Source organism: Marinobacter salinexigens, assembly GCF_008370345.1.
GTDB lineage: Bacteria > Pseudomonadota > Gammaproteobacteria > Pseudomonadales > Oleiphilaceae > Marinobacter > Marinobacter salinexigens.
In genome coordinates, this window is record NZ_VTUU01000001.1 from 1 (window position 1) to 13,996 (window position 13,996).

13 protein-coding genes and 1 rRNA gene are annotated in these 13,996 nt (G+C 56.8%); 7 read left to right on the top strand and 7 right to left on the bottom strand.

The genetic code is table 11. The features are described from left to right. Positions 1 to 98, top strand: a 5S ribosomal RNA gene (gene rrf, locus FWJ25_RS00005); the annotation flags it as partial. Between the two features lie 74 nt (positions 99 to 172). Here the strand turns inward: rrf and FWJ25_RS00010 are convergent. Beyond that, positions 173 to 970 (bottom strand): dienelactone hydrolase family protein, encoded by a 798-nt coding sequence (locus FWJ25_RS00010; RefSeq protein ID WP_149598204.1) that lies wholly within the window; start codon positions 968 to 970, stop codon positions 173 to 175. Positions 971 to 1,112: 142 nt separating this feature from the next. Between FWJ25_RS00010 and ald the strand changes: the two genes are divergently transcribed. The 3 genes from ald (at position 1,113) to FWJ25_RS00025 (ending at position 3,597) form a co-directional block, all read left to right on the top strand. Beyond that, a complete protein-coding gene (gene ald / locus FWJ25_RS00015; RefSeq protein ID WP_149598205.1) occupies positions 1,113 to 2,234 on the top strand; it encodes an alanine dehydrogenase in 1,122 nt (373 codons plus the stop codon). Further along, entirely contained in the window at positions 2,231 to 2,803 is a 573-nt protein-coding gene (locus tag FWJ25_RS00020) for a glutathione S-transferase family protein (RefSeq protein ID WP_149598206.1), read from the top strand. The genes ald and FWJ25_RS00020 overlap by 4 nt, the downstream gene beginning before the upstream one ends. A 182-nt stretch (positions 2,804 to 2,985) precedes the next feature. Then, complete coding sequence (locus tag FWJ25_RS00025) at positions 2,986 to 3,597, top strand: Yip1 family protein (protein ID WP_149598207.1); 612 nt, start codon at positions 2,986 to 2,988, stop codon at positions 3,595 to 3,597. 83 nt (positions 3,598 to 3,680) lie between these two features. Here the strand turns inward: FWJ25_RS00025 and FWJ25_RS00030 are convergent, their stop codons facing one another. Beyond that, positions 3,681 to 6,095 carry a phosphoketolase family protein gene (locus tag FWJ25_RS00030; protein ID WP_149598208.1) on the bottom strand — a complete coding sequence of 805 codons (2,415 nt, stop codon included), beginning with the start codon at positions 6,093 to 6,095 and terminating at the stop codon, positions 3,681 to 3,683. Between the two features lie 209 nt (positions 6,096 to 6,304). On the opposite strand from FWJ25_RS00030, the gene pbpG reads away from it, so the two are divergent. Both pbpG and FWJ25_RS00040 read left to right on the top strand, forming a co-directional pair. Beyond that, positions 6,305 to 7,210: a D-alanyl-D-alanine endopeptidase gene (gene pbpG, locus FWJ25_RS00035; RefSeq protein WP_149598209.1), complete on the top strand. Its 906-nt coding sequence runs from the start codon at positions 6,305 to 6,307 to the stop codon at positions 7,208 to 7,210. A gap of 33 nt (positions 7,211 to 7,243) precedes the next feature. Then, entirely contained in the window at positions 7,244 to 7,723 is a 480-nt protein-coding gene (locus FWJ25_RS00040) for an asparaginase domain-containing protein (protein WP_149598210.1), read from the top strand. 3 nt (positions 7,724 to 7,726) lie between these two features. Here the strand turns inward: FWJ25_RS00040 and rsuA are convergent, their stop codons facing one another. Genes rsuA through FWJ25_RS00055 form a run of 3 tightly spaced genes read right to left on the bottom strand, consistent with a single transcriptional unit; the run spans position 7,727 to position 10,713 of the window. Next, entirely contained in the window at positions 7,727 to 8,419 is a 693-nt protein-coding gene (gene rsuA / locus FWJ25_RS00045; protein ID WP_149599020.1) for a 16S rRNA pseudouridine(516) synthase RsuA, read from the bottom strand. Between the two features lie 2 nt (positions 8,420 to 8,421). Next, positions 8,422 to 9,450: a metal-dependent hydrolase gene (locus FWJ25_RS00050; RefSeq protein WP_149598211.1), complete on the bottom strand. Its 1,029-nt coding sequence runs from the start codon at positions 9,448 to 9,450 to the stop codon at positions 8,422 to 8,424. A gap of 6 nt (positions 9,451 to 9,456) precedes the next feature. Further along, positions 9,457 to 10,713 carry a lytic murein transglycosylase gene (locus FWJ25_RS00055; RefSeq protein ID WP_149599021.1) on the bottom strand — a complete coding sequence of 419 codons (1,257 nt, stop codon included), beginning with the start codon at positions 10,711 to 10,713 and terminating at the stop codon, positions 9,457 to 9,459. Between the two features lie 273 nt (positions 10,714 to 10,986). Between FWJ25_RS00055 and FWJ25_RS00060 the strand changes: the two genes are divergently transcribed. Continuing rightward, the gene (locus FWJ25_RS00060) at positions 10,987 to 11,871 is read left to right on the top strand and encodes a response regulator (RefSeq protein WP_149598212.1); all 885 of its coding nucleotides are present in this window, start codon (positions 10,987 to 10,989) and stop codon (positions 11,869 to 11,871) included. A gap of 9 nt (positions 11,872 to 11,880) precedes the next feature. Here FWJ25_RS00060 and phoR read toward each other — a convergent pair whose 3' ends face one another. Beyond that, positions 11,881 to 13,197 carry a phosphate regulon sensor histidine kinase PhoR gene (gene phoR, locus FWJ25_RS00065; RefSeq protein ID WP_149598213.1) on the bottom strand — a complete coding sequence of 439 codons (1,317 nt, stop codon included), beginning with the start codon at positions 13,195 to 13,197 and terminating at the stop codon, positions 11,881 to 11,883. 52 nt (positions 13,198 to 13,249) lie between these two features. Continuing rightward, the gene (phoB, locus tag FWJ25_RS00070) at positions 13,250 to 13,942 is read right to left on the bottom strand and encodes a phosphate regulon transcriptional regulator PhoB (RefSeq protein ID WP_149598214.1); all 693 of its coding nucleotides are present in this window, start codon (positions 13,940 to 13,942) and stop codon (positions 13,250 to 13,252) included. Between the last annotated feature and the right edge of the window lie 54 nt (positions 13,943 to 13,996).

Sequence of the window (13,996 nt, forward strand, 5' to 3'; positions counted from 1 at the left end):
TCTGGAACCACCTGATCCCATCCCGAACTCAGAAGTGAAACAGTCCTGCGCCGATGGTAGTGTGGCGTTGCCCATGTGAGAGTAGGTCATCGTCAGGCGCTTAATACCTAAACCCCAGCATCCTTGATGCTGGGGTTTTTTATTGCCCCAAGGAAAACCTGGGAAGGGGAGGTTACTCCCCAAATATCTCCCGGTAAAACTGCAGTGTTCCTTTCCAGGAGCGCGCGGCGGCCTCTTCGTTATAAGCCACAGGCATACCGTATTTCTCTGCGAATTGGTCCGCGCCTGGGTTGGTGAACGAATGCATAACGCCAGGGAAGGAGACGAGAGTCAGGTCTACGCCCGCATCCTGCATTTCTTCAACCAGTCCCGCTACCTGAGTAGATGGAACCATTTTGTCCGCACCTCCGGTGTAGACCTGAACTTTAGCTTTTACCTGCCCGGGTTCGGCCTTGATCGGGCTGGCCAGGGCGCCGTGGTAACTGACCACGCCATCCAGGTCAACGCCAAGCCTCGCCATATTCAGTACCACAGCGCCACCGAAGCAGTAGCCCTGAGCGGCAATTTTCTCGGGGTCGACACTCTGGTGTTTCTGCAGGATATCCATAGCGGCAGTAAACCGCTCTTTGATCTGTTCCGAATCCTTGGTTGCCTCTTCCATGAACTTTTTCGCGTTGTCAGGGTGGTCTGCAAGTTTGCCGCTCCCATACATGTCCAATGCGAACGCGGTGTACCCGGCGGCAGCCAGCTTCTCAGCCTGTTCCCTTGCGAAGTCGTTGTGCCCCCACCACTCATGGACGACCAGTACGCCGGGTCGTGGAGCGTCGTTCTCATCATCCCACGCAAGGTATCCGGTGAATGCCTGGTTGCCGACCTTGTATTCGATGGTTTGAGTCTGCATTTCCGCAATTACCTGTGTGCTTGTAAGGGTGATCAGTGCTGCCGTGACAGCACAGGTTAGCGTTTTCATAGTGGTTCCTGCTCCTTCTGGGTCGGATGTTGACCGGAATTTACGCCGGTAACCGGAAAACCGATGCCTCCAATGGCGTCCGCCGGTATCCCTTCTTTTTACTACACTTGGAGCAAAGACTCACGGCGGTAGGAGGTGGTCCATGAAAATTGGTGTGCCAAAGGAAATCAAAAACAGGGAGTATCGTGTCGGGATGACGCCTGCGGCGGTTCATGAGCTTTGTCGTCACGGCCATGAACTGTTTGTCGAAGCCTCTGCCGGGTTGGCTATTGGTTTTACGGACATGGACTATCGCGATGCGGGTGCGCAAGTGATTGAAACTGCCCGAGAGGTTTTTGAGACCGCTGAGCTGATTGTCAAGGTCAAGGAACCCCAGCCAGAAGAACGAGCCATGCTGACGGATCATCACACACTGTTTACCTACCTTCACCTGGCACCGGACAAACCCCAGACCGATGATCTTGTAACGTCCGGTGCGACCTGTATAGCCTATGAGACAGTGACTGATGTCCATGGCCATCTACCCTTGTTGGCGCCAATGTCGGAAGTGGCTGGCAGAATGTCGATTCAGGCGGGAGCCCATTGTCTCGAGAAAGCCCTTGGTGGTCGCGGGGTTTTGCTGGGTGGGGTCCCGGGAGTCAGTCCGGCACGAGTAACCATCGTGGGTGGTGGTGTGGTGGGACAGAACGCTGCTGTGATGGCCATCGGAATGGGTGCCCACGTGACGGTGCTGGACCGCAACATGGAGGTACTCAGAAACCTGGATCACCTCTACGGTAATCGTATAACAACCCTCTATTCGACCGCGCATACACTGGAACAAGCAATCCTTGAGTCTGATCTGGTGATTGGCAGTGTCCTGATTCCGGGGGCTTCGGCCCCTAAGCTGATCACCGCAGAGTTGGTCGGAAGGATGCTGGAAGGCAGCGTTATCGTGGATGTGGCTATCGACCAGGGTGGCTGCGCAGAAACATCCCGCCCGACCACCCACGATGACCCGACGTATGTTGTGGATGGTGTGGTACATTACTGCGTGGCAAATATGCCTGGAGCCGTTGCCCGGACTTCGACGCTGGCGCTCAACAATGCCACGCTGTCATTTATCGTTTCACTGGCAGACAAAGGCCCTGTTGAGGCAATGAGGGATGACCCCCATTTGCGGGCGGGCCTGAACGTTTACCGGGGCAAAGTGACGTACAGGGAGGTTGCAGATGCTACCGGGTATGCCTTTACAGACCCTGAATCCTTGTTGGAGACCCCATGAAGCTGATTGGATCCACTACCTCCCCTTATGTTCGCCGTATCCGGATTCTGTTGGATGAAGAGCCCTACGAGTTCATCAATCTGGACATCTACGGTGACGGGCGGGATGAACTGAGACAGAACAATCCAGCCCTGAAAATTCCTGTACTGGAGGAGAACGGGCAGGAAATTTATGATTCTCGCATCATTGCGCGTTATGTCAGTGCCAAACAGGGACGGGACCCGTTGACCTGGGACCAGCAAAACCAGATGACCCTGATTGACGGGGCCAATGATTCAGCGGTGACGCTGCTGCTGTCCAAACGTTCTGGAATTGATGTTGATCAGGACTTGATGTTCTGGAACATCCAGCGCGAGCGCATCATGATGACGCTGCGCACCCTTGCGGCTCTGGTTGACGACGGTCAGTTTGAGGAATGGAATTATCCGGCGATTTGCCTGTATTGCATGGTAGATTGGCTGGATTTCCGGGACCTGGTGGACTGGAGCGGCGTGGAAAGCCTGTTGTCGTTCCGGGATAGTCATAAAGACAAGCCCTGGGTTGAGTCCACAGACCCACGTCAGGCGTGATGCAGTGGGCCGTCCGGGAGGGCGGCCCTGTTTTTCGGGATTCTCCCTGCACATTTTTCCGTCAGTTTTCTTTCCCCTTTGCGGTTCTTGACTATAGTTAAGTAAAGGCACCTCTGTTGATCTGAAGTGGCGGTCAGCACGTACCTCACTATACCAACAACAGCAAAGCAAGGGGGTTATCCATGCTCCTGTCACACGCGTTCGGTCTCTTCACCCATCCTGATGAAGAGTGGGCTTCCATTCGGAAAGAACACGAAAATCCTCGAAGGCTTTACGTCGCCTATGTGGTGCTGCTGGCCGCAATTGCGCCGGTATGCGCGTACATCTCCACGGCCTATTTCGGCTGGACGATCGGAAATGATCGGCTGATAAAATTGACAGAAATCAGTGCACTGCAACTGAGCGTCCTGACTTATATTTCAATGCTGGTGGGTGTATTTGCCCTGGGTTATGCCATTAACTGGATGGCAAGAACCTATGGCGCCAAGGAAGAACACGTTCCCTCCAACGGCATTGCGTTGGCGGCCTACTCCTGCACCCCCTTGTTCCTGGCTGGTTTCGCGCTGCTGTATCCGGTGCCATGGTTTAACGCCCTGGTATTTCTGGTTGCAGCCTGTTACGGCGCATGGCTCATGTTTGATGGCCTTCCCATTGTCATGGGTATCGAGAAGGAGCGGGCAGTGATGTACGGTGGCGCGCTGCTGACAGTGGCGCTGGTTATTCTCGTCTCCACACGTGTCGGATCTGTGATTTTGTGGAATTTTGGAATCGGTCCGGTTTTTGTCAGCGGTTGACGTAGAGAGTTGCGTTAGAATTCAGTAGAAACTATGAGTAAAAGGGAGCCTGCGAGCTCCCTTTTTTGTGGCTGCGATTAACGCTAGTGCCCTCGGGTAATGACTACCGGATCTCCCCGCCCTTCGACGGCCGCCAGTTCGGCGCTGGAAAGCCATTCTCCCGGTGGCTTGTCCAGTACATCCGCGCAGGCTACCAGTGTGTGTCCCCAAGAGCACTGGTTGGCAAACAGCATGCCTGCTTCATTGAGTGTTCCGCCGCGATTAATGTAGCCGAGCACCCTTGTGGTTGAAGGCGAAGGGAATAGTGGAAACGTATGGCCGAGAAAGACCTCCGGGCGCATGTGGGTTAATGCAACGCGTCGCTTGAGGCGTTTTGGGAACAGTCGTTCGCGCTCCAGTTCGGTCAGGCAGGTTGCTGCCTCTGTGGTATCTCGTGGCTGCCTGAGCCGTCCAGGTTCCTGAAGGTAAACAAGCCTGAATGGCGTGCCGGTTTCCCGCAAGCGTTCACAAGCCTTCATGGCTTCGGAGAGTTGATAGGAGCCGCAGGCGATCAGCAACAGGGGTTCACCTTCCGAGATGTCTTCGTCAACCACCAGTGCACCATCTCGTGCAAGGGTTTCGGATTCCTGACGATCAAATATACAAGGCCGCTCCCGTTTTGGGATGACCATGCAAGTGATACGACCGCGATCTGAGAATACGCCGGGCAAGGCAGCCAGAGTGCTGTTGTAATCGGCGGGGAACAAGACTCGGGAAACATCGTTCATTTCGCCAAGCAGGCTTTCACAGAATGTCGTATCCTGATGGGATTGTTCGTTCTTGCCATTCTCCCAGGTGTGAGAGGTGGCAATCACCGGGAACCCCAGCCAGCGTGCAGGCCGCCCAATATCTTTTTGGTGACGTGCGAAAATCAGCTCCTGCCGTATTGCCCCAAGCATTTTGACGCAGAATGCCTCGTAGCTGGCAACAAGGTTCAGACCTGCCTTGTTGGCCAGACAGGCCGAGACTACGGCTTCTTCGTTCAGGGCTGTAATGACGCTACCGCCGATGGATTCCTGATCGTTCTCCGGATCGGTCACCCTGTGCTTGAGGTCACTGAGGATTCCGGTCAGTCGGTTACTGGCGAGTTCATCCGGATTGCCAACTCGGACCCTGAGGTGGCGGTTTTCAGCGACTAGCGCCCGGAAAAAGTCATCCACAGCCCGCATGGGTGACATGCCGGATGCGGTTGTTGGTAGGGAAGGCATTGTCGGCTCCGGCGGATTTCGACAGGCCAGGGGATGATCCCGCTCCAGGGGGCGACCATGAAGAGAGTGCTCGCAGAGGCAGTCGACGGCATCCGCCAGCTGCGGGGGGGCAACCCAAAGCTGCTGGCTGTATTCGTTGAACAGTTCCCGCGCACGAGCATCAAGCCTTGGGTTACCGGGCAAGGGCAGGTTGTGGGCTGCATTACTGCCTGCACCGTAGAAGCCGAAGCCTTTAACCGTTTCGGCGATACCGAAGGGAATCCTCACAGGGTATGGGTGCTCGCCGCGGAAGGCGCTGTCTGCATTCTGTTTGAGTGCGCGTTCCATTTCAAAGAGTGCACAAACGAAGGCAGCAGGATCCCTGCCGTCGAACTTCCAGGGGTCAAAGCCCCGCTCAGCAAGATGGGATTCAAAGCGCTCAAGCCCGGCACGGGTGCCCAGTTCCGTGCGCTGCTCAATACGTCGGCCGTTGGCAATCATGACGGGCAGAATGAGCCCGGAATCTTCCGCTCGCCACCATCGCGGGACCCAGTCACTGCCGCGCTGTTCTTCAGCCGCGCCATCGGAGAGGAAGGCCACCAGAGATTCTCCGGGTAATGGCATGTGGGCGTATTGGAGTTCGGCGAAGCCGAGATAGCCGCCTTCAAGAATGCCGCCCGCAGTGTGGGGATTCACGTGGCTTCCCAAAGGCGCATCGACAGTGCCGTCGGGCTTCTGACGGTAGCTGTAAAAGTCGGAAACCAGCCGCGATAACCCCTCGGGAGACAGGTAGCGATCCTGCTGCTCCGGGTGGAGGTTGCCAGTGAGTACGTTCAGGGCTTCCACCGCTGCAACACAATGCCCCTGGCCCATCAGCCAGCTGCGGGTAGTGCCGGTGAGGTTGTTCAACGTGAGATAAGCGCTGTAGGCGGGAACCATGTTGAATGCGCCGCCGGTATGGCCTTCAGGGGTTGCCTTGAAGTCCTGGGCTGACAGGGGGTGACCGGAGGGGTCAACACGTTGGGTGTAGGTCATGTGGACGACCAGCCACATACCCGCATTGCAGAGCATGTCCAGTGCTCTCAGTTTCCTGAATACAGTGGCCTGGTCTGGCTGTAATCCTGCATTGACCAGACGTTCAGCCAGTGCGCAAACGTGATGGCTGGTGGCGTCGGAGTGCGTAATGACGCCAAATCCCCGGCGCCAGAGTTCATACTCGGGGCAGGTCGACCCTGTGCTGGGCAGCGAATCAGTGGTCACTGGAGTGGGCATGGCGGAGCTCCATGGATGCAATCATGTTTATGATTCTATGAGTTGGCTGAGGGGCAGCTCTTGATGCAGGTCATTCGGAACCGCATCTATCCATCGGAAGTGGCGCGGTCGTGATGGGAAAGTAACTTCAGGGCAATGAATATGCCCGGTTGTCACTGGTATAGTTAGCTATGTTTTTATGAACCAGTGATCGAATGGGAACCGGGCAAATGAAATTGCGAAGCCTGCTGCAGGTTGTGGCGTTATGGGCATGTTTTATACCCGCACTACAGGCGGCTGAAGGGCCGAATCTCGCCTCAGTGAATGCCGCGGTGGCCTGGGTGGGTGACGAAGATCTGGTGTTTGGCAAGAATCAGGACCGTTCGGTGCCCGTTGCGTCTATTACCAAGCTGATGACTGCGTTGGTTGTTCTCGATTCTGGTGTGCCGCTCGATGAGTGGCTGACATTCCGGGAACGACATACCCCTGCGGCTGCCAACGCCTATACCCGGATCCGCGTGGATTCCCGTATGCGCCGTTCTGATGTTATCCGGATTGCACTTATGTCGTCGGAAAACTTTGCGGCTTATACACTGGCCCGCAGTCAGCCTGGAGGGTTCGATGCGTTTATCGAGAAGATGAACACAAAGGCGCAGGAACTGGGGATGACCCAAACACGGTTTGTCGATCCTACCGGCCTGTCTGCGGACAACCGTTCTTCCGCGGCAGACCTTGTGCGCCTGGTTAATGCAGCATACAAACATCCTGAAATTCGGGAATACACCACAACGGGGTATTATCGGGGGCACTTCCGGAATCCCCGCTACAGCCTGTCGTTTGGAAACACCAACGCGCTGGTCCACCGAGAGAGTTGGGGGGTCGGGTTGAGCAAGACAGGCTACCTGTCCGAAGCCGGGCGGTGCCTGGTTATGATATCCACTATGAACGGCAGAAAAGTGATCACAGTTCTGCTGGATTCATTGGGTACCCGCTCTCCCATGGGAGATGCTGGCCGAATCAAAACATGGCTCAAAACAGGTGCCAGCGGCAAGGTCGCCAAAGCTGCCCGTCGCTATGAGCAGGAAAGAAACGCCGCCTACGCCTCTGCCGACAACGGGATGGCTGCAGTCCACTGAGTGTAAAGATGGCAACGTAGAGGAAACGCCCGGATGATCCAGATATTTAGCACTGGTGGTACCATCGACAAAGTCTATTATGACGCCAACAGCGAATTCGAGGTGGGCCATTCCATCCTGCCGGAACTGTTGTCGGAGTCCAATATCCATGAAGGCTACCGGATACGGGAGCTGCTGCGAAAAGACAGCCTGGAAATGGATGAAACCGACCGTCAGCAGATTCTTGAGGCGGTGAAAGCTTGCGATAGTGAGCGTGTTGTCATTACCCATGGTACCGATACCATGGCGGAAACCGCGGCTGTCCTTACCCAGGTGCCGGACAAGACGATAGTCCTCACCGGGGCTATGCAGCCGGCCCGAATGCGTCGAACCGATGCAGTATTCAATATCGGGTTTGCATGGTCATCGGTGCAGCTGTTGCCGCCAGGTGTCTATATTGCGATGAATGGCGAGGTGTTCGAGGCTGGTTCCGTACGCAAGAATCTCAAGGCCCAGAGGTTCGAGCGAGCCTGAAGTTTACTCTACGCTGCTGATCTCGTCCGCTGTCAACTCGCGGTATTGGCCCGGTGCGAGTGCCGGGTCCAGGGAAATGGCCCCGATGCTTTCACGGTGTAGTCCTTCCACATGATTGCCGACGGCGGCCAGCATTCGTTTTACCTGGTGATAGCGGCCTTCTGTAATCGCCAGTTCTATCACCCGTTCACTCAGTACCCGCACTTGAGCAGGTTTTGTGGGCTGAGGGTCATTTCGCAGTTCCACTCCCTGTTCCAACATCTGGATCGCCTCTGCGGAGAGTGTGTCAGCCAGGGTCACCCGATAGGTTTTTTCGCAGTGGCGCCGTGGGGAGGTTACGCGGTGAGACCATTGCCCGTCTGACGTAAGCAACACCAGCCCGGTGGTATCGGCGTCGAGGCGGCCTGCTATATGAAGGTCTTTGCCCGATTCCCGGGGCAGCAGGTCCAGGACCGTTGGGTGATCGCTATCCTTCGTAGCGCTAACCACTCCGGCAGGTTTGTTCAGCATCAGATATCGTTCGCCGGGCAACTGGCAGATCTGGTCATCGAGGGTGATTCTGCTGCCTGTAGCGACTTTCAGGTTGGCGGATTTCGCAATGTCTCCGTCAACCGATACCCGGCCGGTACCGATTGCCCGCTTTGCATCTTTCCGGGACAGCCCCGAGCAGCTGGCGATGTACTGGTCCAGTCTCATGGTCAGCACGTCTGGCCCTGAACGGGTGGCGACAGGCTGGCGAGGCAAAGAACCGGGGTCTCCCCGGTAATGCGGGACCAGAGCACACTCAGTGTTTCGGGGGCCACGGCGGGCCGAGGCAATTGGCTGCTGATCACTGCTTCCAGCTGATCGCCGGAGTATCTCGCCAGTACGAAGGTAAACGGGTGGGCACCGGGAAGCCCTAGCCGGATATCGGTTGCTGTGATCTGATCACCGACTTCAGAATAGGCAAGGAAGCCACGGGTAAACCATTCAAGCCGCTGAGCTTCCGGGAAACCGGCAACCATATTTGCCAGATCCGGACGACGTTCAAAGAACTCTGGAACAGGGCGGGTGCCGCCGTCGAGAAAACCGGTGACAATTTCACTGCGCCGGGACTCAGTTATCGCCGTCACCCGCCAGAGTAGCGTATTGAATGGCATGGGCTGGACCAGTACGTCGGCTGTTGCCATGCCGGTATCAGCCAGTACTGGTTGCACTCGGTCGGTGATGATCTGTTGTGCGACAACGGTCCATCCGAGGTAAAGACTGGATAGGGCAAGCCCTGCGGTGAGGGCGGTTTTCGCAGGCGGCCGGATAAGAAACGCCAGGCAGCCCACAATCAAGGGCAGGGTATACATCGGGTCGATGATAAAAATACTGTTGACTGCCACTGGAGAACCAAAGGGCCAGAAAAGCTGGGTTCCGTAGGTAGTAAAGGCATCAAGCAGAGGGTGGGTAATGAGTACCAGAGCCGTCAGGGTGAGCCATCGTGGGAATGATAGTTCGGGTTTCCATCGCCACCCTGCCCAGGCGAGCAGCAGGGCCAATGGGGCTAGCACCAACAGCGAGTGGCTGAAACCGCGATGGTAGGTGAAGTTTGCAATCGCCGAACCGTAATCAATCACAACGTCCAGATCGGGCAATGTCCCCAGGACGGCGCCGACCAGCAGCGCTGACCGACCCAGGGTACGGCCTGCGACAGCACCTGCAAGGCTTGAGCCCAGAGCGACTTGCGTGATCGAATCCATGTCTGGTTACCGCTCTGCCGAGATATCCAGTTTCCGGAGTACGGTATCGCCGGGATAGCCGTCCGCAACGAGACCCTCAGAGGCCTGGAATCGGCGAATGGCAGAGCGGGTGCCGGGCCCCATGATGCCGTCCGGCTTGCCGCTGTCGAAGCCCTTGTTGTTCAGGTGTTCCTGAAGCTCAAGGATGGACGCCCGGGACAGTGCTGGAAGGTCCTCCGGTGGCGGGTTCTGAAGTTTGCCAGCGCCCGCTATGCGGTCTGCCAGGTGTCCGACGGCGATAGCGTAGAATTCCGAGCGGTTCCAGCCCATGATGACCCGAAAGTTGTGATAGGCGAGAAAGGCCGGGCCTTGATGACCGGAGGGTACCACCAGCGAGGCCTGAATGTCTTCCATCGGGAGGGCGCGACCGAAGGCATCTGTCATGCCCATATCCCGCCATTGACTGAGCGGCAGGCGCCGGCCATCCGCCAGGGAATAATCGAAATTATGTGGCAGTATGACTTCGCGGCCCCAGCGGTAGTCGCCGTCCCAGTCCATAGACTCCAGGAAGCGTCCGGCAGACATCATGGCATCCGGGATGCTGTTCCAGAGATCCCGCTTGCCATCGCCATCGGCATCCACCGCGTGTTTCAGGAATACGGTTGGCATGAACTGTACGTGGCCCATGGCACCGGCCCAGGAGCCTTCCATCTGGTCAGCGGCAATCGCGCCTTCGTCAATAATGCGCAGAGCAGCGATTAACTGGGTGGTGAAGAAGCTGCTGCGTCGCGCATCGCAGGCCAGTGTTGATAGCGCGCTGGGCACCGACATTTTGCCGAAATAGCTCCCGAAGTTGGTTTCCAGCCCCCAGAACGCCACGAGATAAGGCCCCGGAACGCCAGTTTCGGCGGTAACTCGTTCCAGCAGGTCATGGTGTTCCGCGAGCATTTCCCGGCCTTTGCTGACCCGGGTGTCGTTAACCCGGCGGTTGAGGTAGTCGGCGAAGGTTGTGGTGAATTCGGGCTGGCGCCGGTCCAGTTCGATGACTCTGTCCAGGTGGCTGACATTCGCCATCACCTCACGAACGGTTTGGGCACTGACTCCCGCGGCGATGGCCTGGTCTTCAAGGCGTATCTTGCATTCGTCGAACGCTGCGGCCTGCACTTCTGTATTGTTGGCTTCCTGCTCCTGTTGTGCCAGCACCGGCCAGGTTAATGTGGTCAGACAGCCAGCGAACGATACGCGAAGCAGAGTGCTCCGGTGGGGAAGAATCCTTGCAAACATAGTCAGCACACAGAACCTCGGTCAGGGTAAGGGTGTTGTAGAAACTCTGAAGCCCATGGTAGCGCGTTTCCACGCCTTGAAAACACTGATTCGGGCCAGCGGTTGTGACAATTGTTTAACGTCCGGGTTTCATGAATTTGCGTTGGGTGCGGTTATGTCGTCTTTTTGTTGCGCCGGGGTTCCCGGTCTGGGCCTTTGATCTATAGTTGAACAATACAGAAAGTGCCGCTGTTGCTGGTATATATCGGGCACCGCTAACGGAAGGTTGGAATAATGGCAATGTTGAAGGCTCTGGTGGTTGATGACGCCAGTTTTGTCCGGGATCTGGTCAAGCGAACGATACGTCAGCGCTTCCCTGTCATAGAGACCACTGATGCCCAGAATGGCAAACGTGCGCAGTCACTGATGTCGAGGAGTACCTTTGATCTTGTACTGTGCGACTGGGAAATGCCGGAAATGTCAGGGCTGGAGTTGCTGCAATGGATGCGGGAGCAGCCACAGTACAAAACCGTGCCGTTTATCATGATCACTAGCCGTGGCGATAAGGATCATGTGATAGAGGCGGTTCAGAAGGGGGTATCGGAATACCTTGGCAAGCCATTCAGTCCGGAAGGGCTGAGTAAGAAAATCATCAAGGTAATGGGGCGGAGCCTGAAGGAGGCGATGGACCATAGTGGTAAGTCCATGGCAGGCCCCGCTGATGCGTTTAAAGAGTCTGCAGCGTTGCTGACCCAGAAGCGCGAAGCGCCCGCTCCTGCCAGGCCAAACCCCGAGCCGGCTGTTCTGGCGCCACAGCCCAACGCGAGCAGTGCTGAAAAGAAGCCCGGAACGGGCAAGTCCGCCATGAGTCTCGCATCGGTCAGGTTTGCCGACAGCGCATTGAAGTCGGTGGTCAAGGACATCAACCTGACGGAAGTGAAGGTCATCGCCAAGCGGGACCAGTCGTTCCCCGGTATCCTCGAGCAGGCAGTGGTGGATATCGATATGAGCGAGGGCCAGATGGCGCGACTGAATGGATACGTCCACCAGCTACAGGCGGTTGATAAGCGCCAGGACACGGATTTTGTCAGTGTTACCATCCGTTTTGTCGATGAAGACCCGAAAAAACTGGAAGACCTGTCCCGGTTTATTGCCCGTTTTCGTGCGGGTAAGCGCTAAAAGCAGCTTTTACGCTTCTTTTTCCGGTACCCGCTCTACCAGCCGCTCCCGGGGAAAGTGGCAGATGAACTCGCTGCCATCGCCGATCTCGCTGCGTATTTCGAGGTTGCCGTCGTGGTTGAGTAACACATGTTTGACGATCGCCAGGCCCAGCCCGGTACCACCGGTGTCTTTATGGCGGCTGGGATCGGCGCGGTAAAAGCGTTCGGTCAGTCTCGGGATATGAACCGGATCAATGCCAATACCCGTGTCCTTGACTGACAGGTGGGCGCCTTCCCGATTGGTGTTCCAGGTGACGGTTATGTGCCCGCCGGCTGGAGTGTATTTCACCGCATTGAAAATCAGGTTGGAAAACGCACTCCGTAGCTGGCTTTCATCCCCTCTCAGCAATCGGTGGTCGGTGACGTCGACGGTAAACTCATGCTTCTGCTCGCCGCTAAGCGCCCGGGCGTCGTGACAGATCTGTTCGATCATGGTGTCGACTGCCGTCAGCGTGTCGTGGACGGTCTGCTCGCCGGTTTCAATCTTTGACAACAGGATTAGGTCGGTAATAAGGGCTTCCATCCGGGATGCCTGGCTCGACATGGTGTTGATGGCACGACGCCACTTCGGCGGCAGATCGTCGGCATTGTCCACCAGAGTCTCCAGGTACCCGCTGATCACGGTCAGTGGTGTGCGCATCTCGTGGGATACGTTGCCCACGAAATCCCGTCGCATCTGTTCGAGCTGGTACAGTCGGGTTACATCTTTGGCGACGATCAGGCGGTCATCATCGCCGAACAGGCTGATCTGGATCTGCAGGTGAATATGGGGCTTGGACGGAGAATTGAGTTCCAGTGGTTCCCGGTAATCCCGGGAATCGAAATAGGCTTTAAAGGCCGGTGTCCGGATAAGGTTGTGGATATACTGGCCCTGGTCAGTATTCCGGCGGAAGCCGAGCAGGTACTCTGCCGAACCGTTCCACCACTCCATGGTGCCCTGGGAGTTGGTCATGATGACACCGTCCCGCATAGCGTTGGTGGATTCCTGCACCCGGTTGATCTGGGCTCTCAGGCGGTCCTGTGCCCGCAAGTGGTTCTGGTGAAGTTTGTTCAGGTTGTCGAAGATGTCTCCCCAGAGACCGACGCTCTGGGGGGCTTCCTCAGCAGCGCTGGGATTCGCCAGCCACTGATAGAGCCGGCGGGCCTGGATCAGTGTCCACCACAGGTAGATCACCAATCCGATTGCCAGCCCGTACAGGGGGTAGCCGAAGATCCAGCCTACCAGTGTTGTCCCAGCCAGCAGGCTGAGGATGATCCGAAGGTATCGCGACCAGTTGTGCTGCATCGAGCGCTGCCTTGTGTCTTCCGATGTTGCCGGGCCCGATAAAGCCCGGACCTTAAGCCGCTTTCGTGGAGAAGCGGTAGCCGGTACCCCTGACAGTCTGGATCAGATGGTCATGGTCGTCGCCCAGCGCCTTGCGCAGTCGGCGAATGTGGACATCAACGGTACGCTCCTCTACGTACACGTTGCCTCCCCATACCTGATCCAGCAACTGGGAGCGTGTGTATACCCTTTCTTGGTGGGTCATGAAGAACTGGAGCAGCCGGTACTCGGTCGGGCCCATGTTCAAAGCGCCATCGGTGGTGGTGACCCGGTGACCGACGGGGTCAAGAGTCAGGCCATCTACTTCGATGGGGCTGTCAACGCCCGGAGGGGTGGCTCGGCGCAGCACCGCTTTCAGGCGGGCAACCAGTTCCCGTGGGCTGAACGGTTTGGTGATGTAATCGTCGGCACCAACCTCCAGGCCCTGGATCTTGTTGTCTTCCTCGACCTTGGCCGTGAGCATGATAATGGGAATATCCGCGGTCGATTCTTCTTTCTTGAGGCGGCGAGCCAGTTCGACGCCGCTGGTTCCCGGCAGCATCCAGTCGAGGAGAATCAGATCCGGGTGTTTGTCGACAATCAGGGCATGGGCTTCCCGGGCGTCCTCTGCCTCGATGTAGTCGTAGTCCGCCATCTCGAGAGCGACGGCGATCATTTCCCGGATGGGTGCCTCGTCATCGACGATCAGGACAGTTTTTCCAGACATAAGAGATAACCTGTGTCAGACCTAGAAATGTTGCTGCCTCATTACAACGTTCAA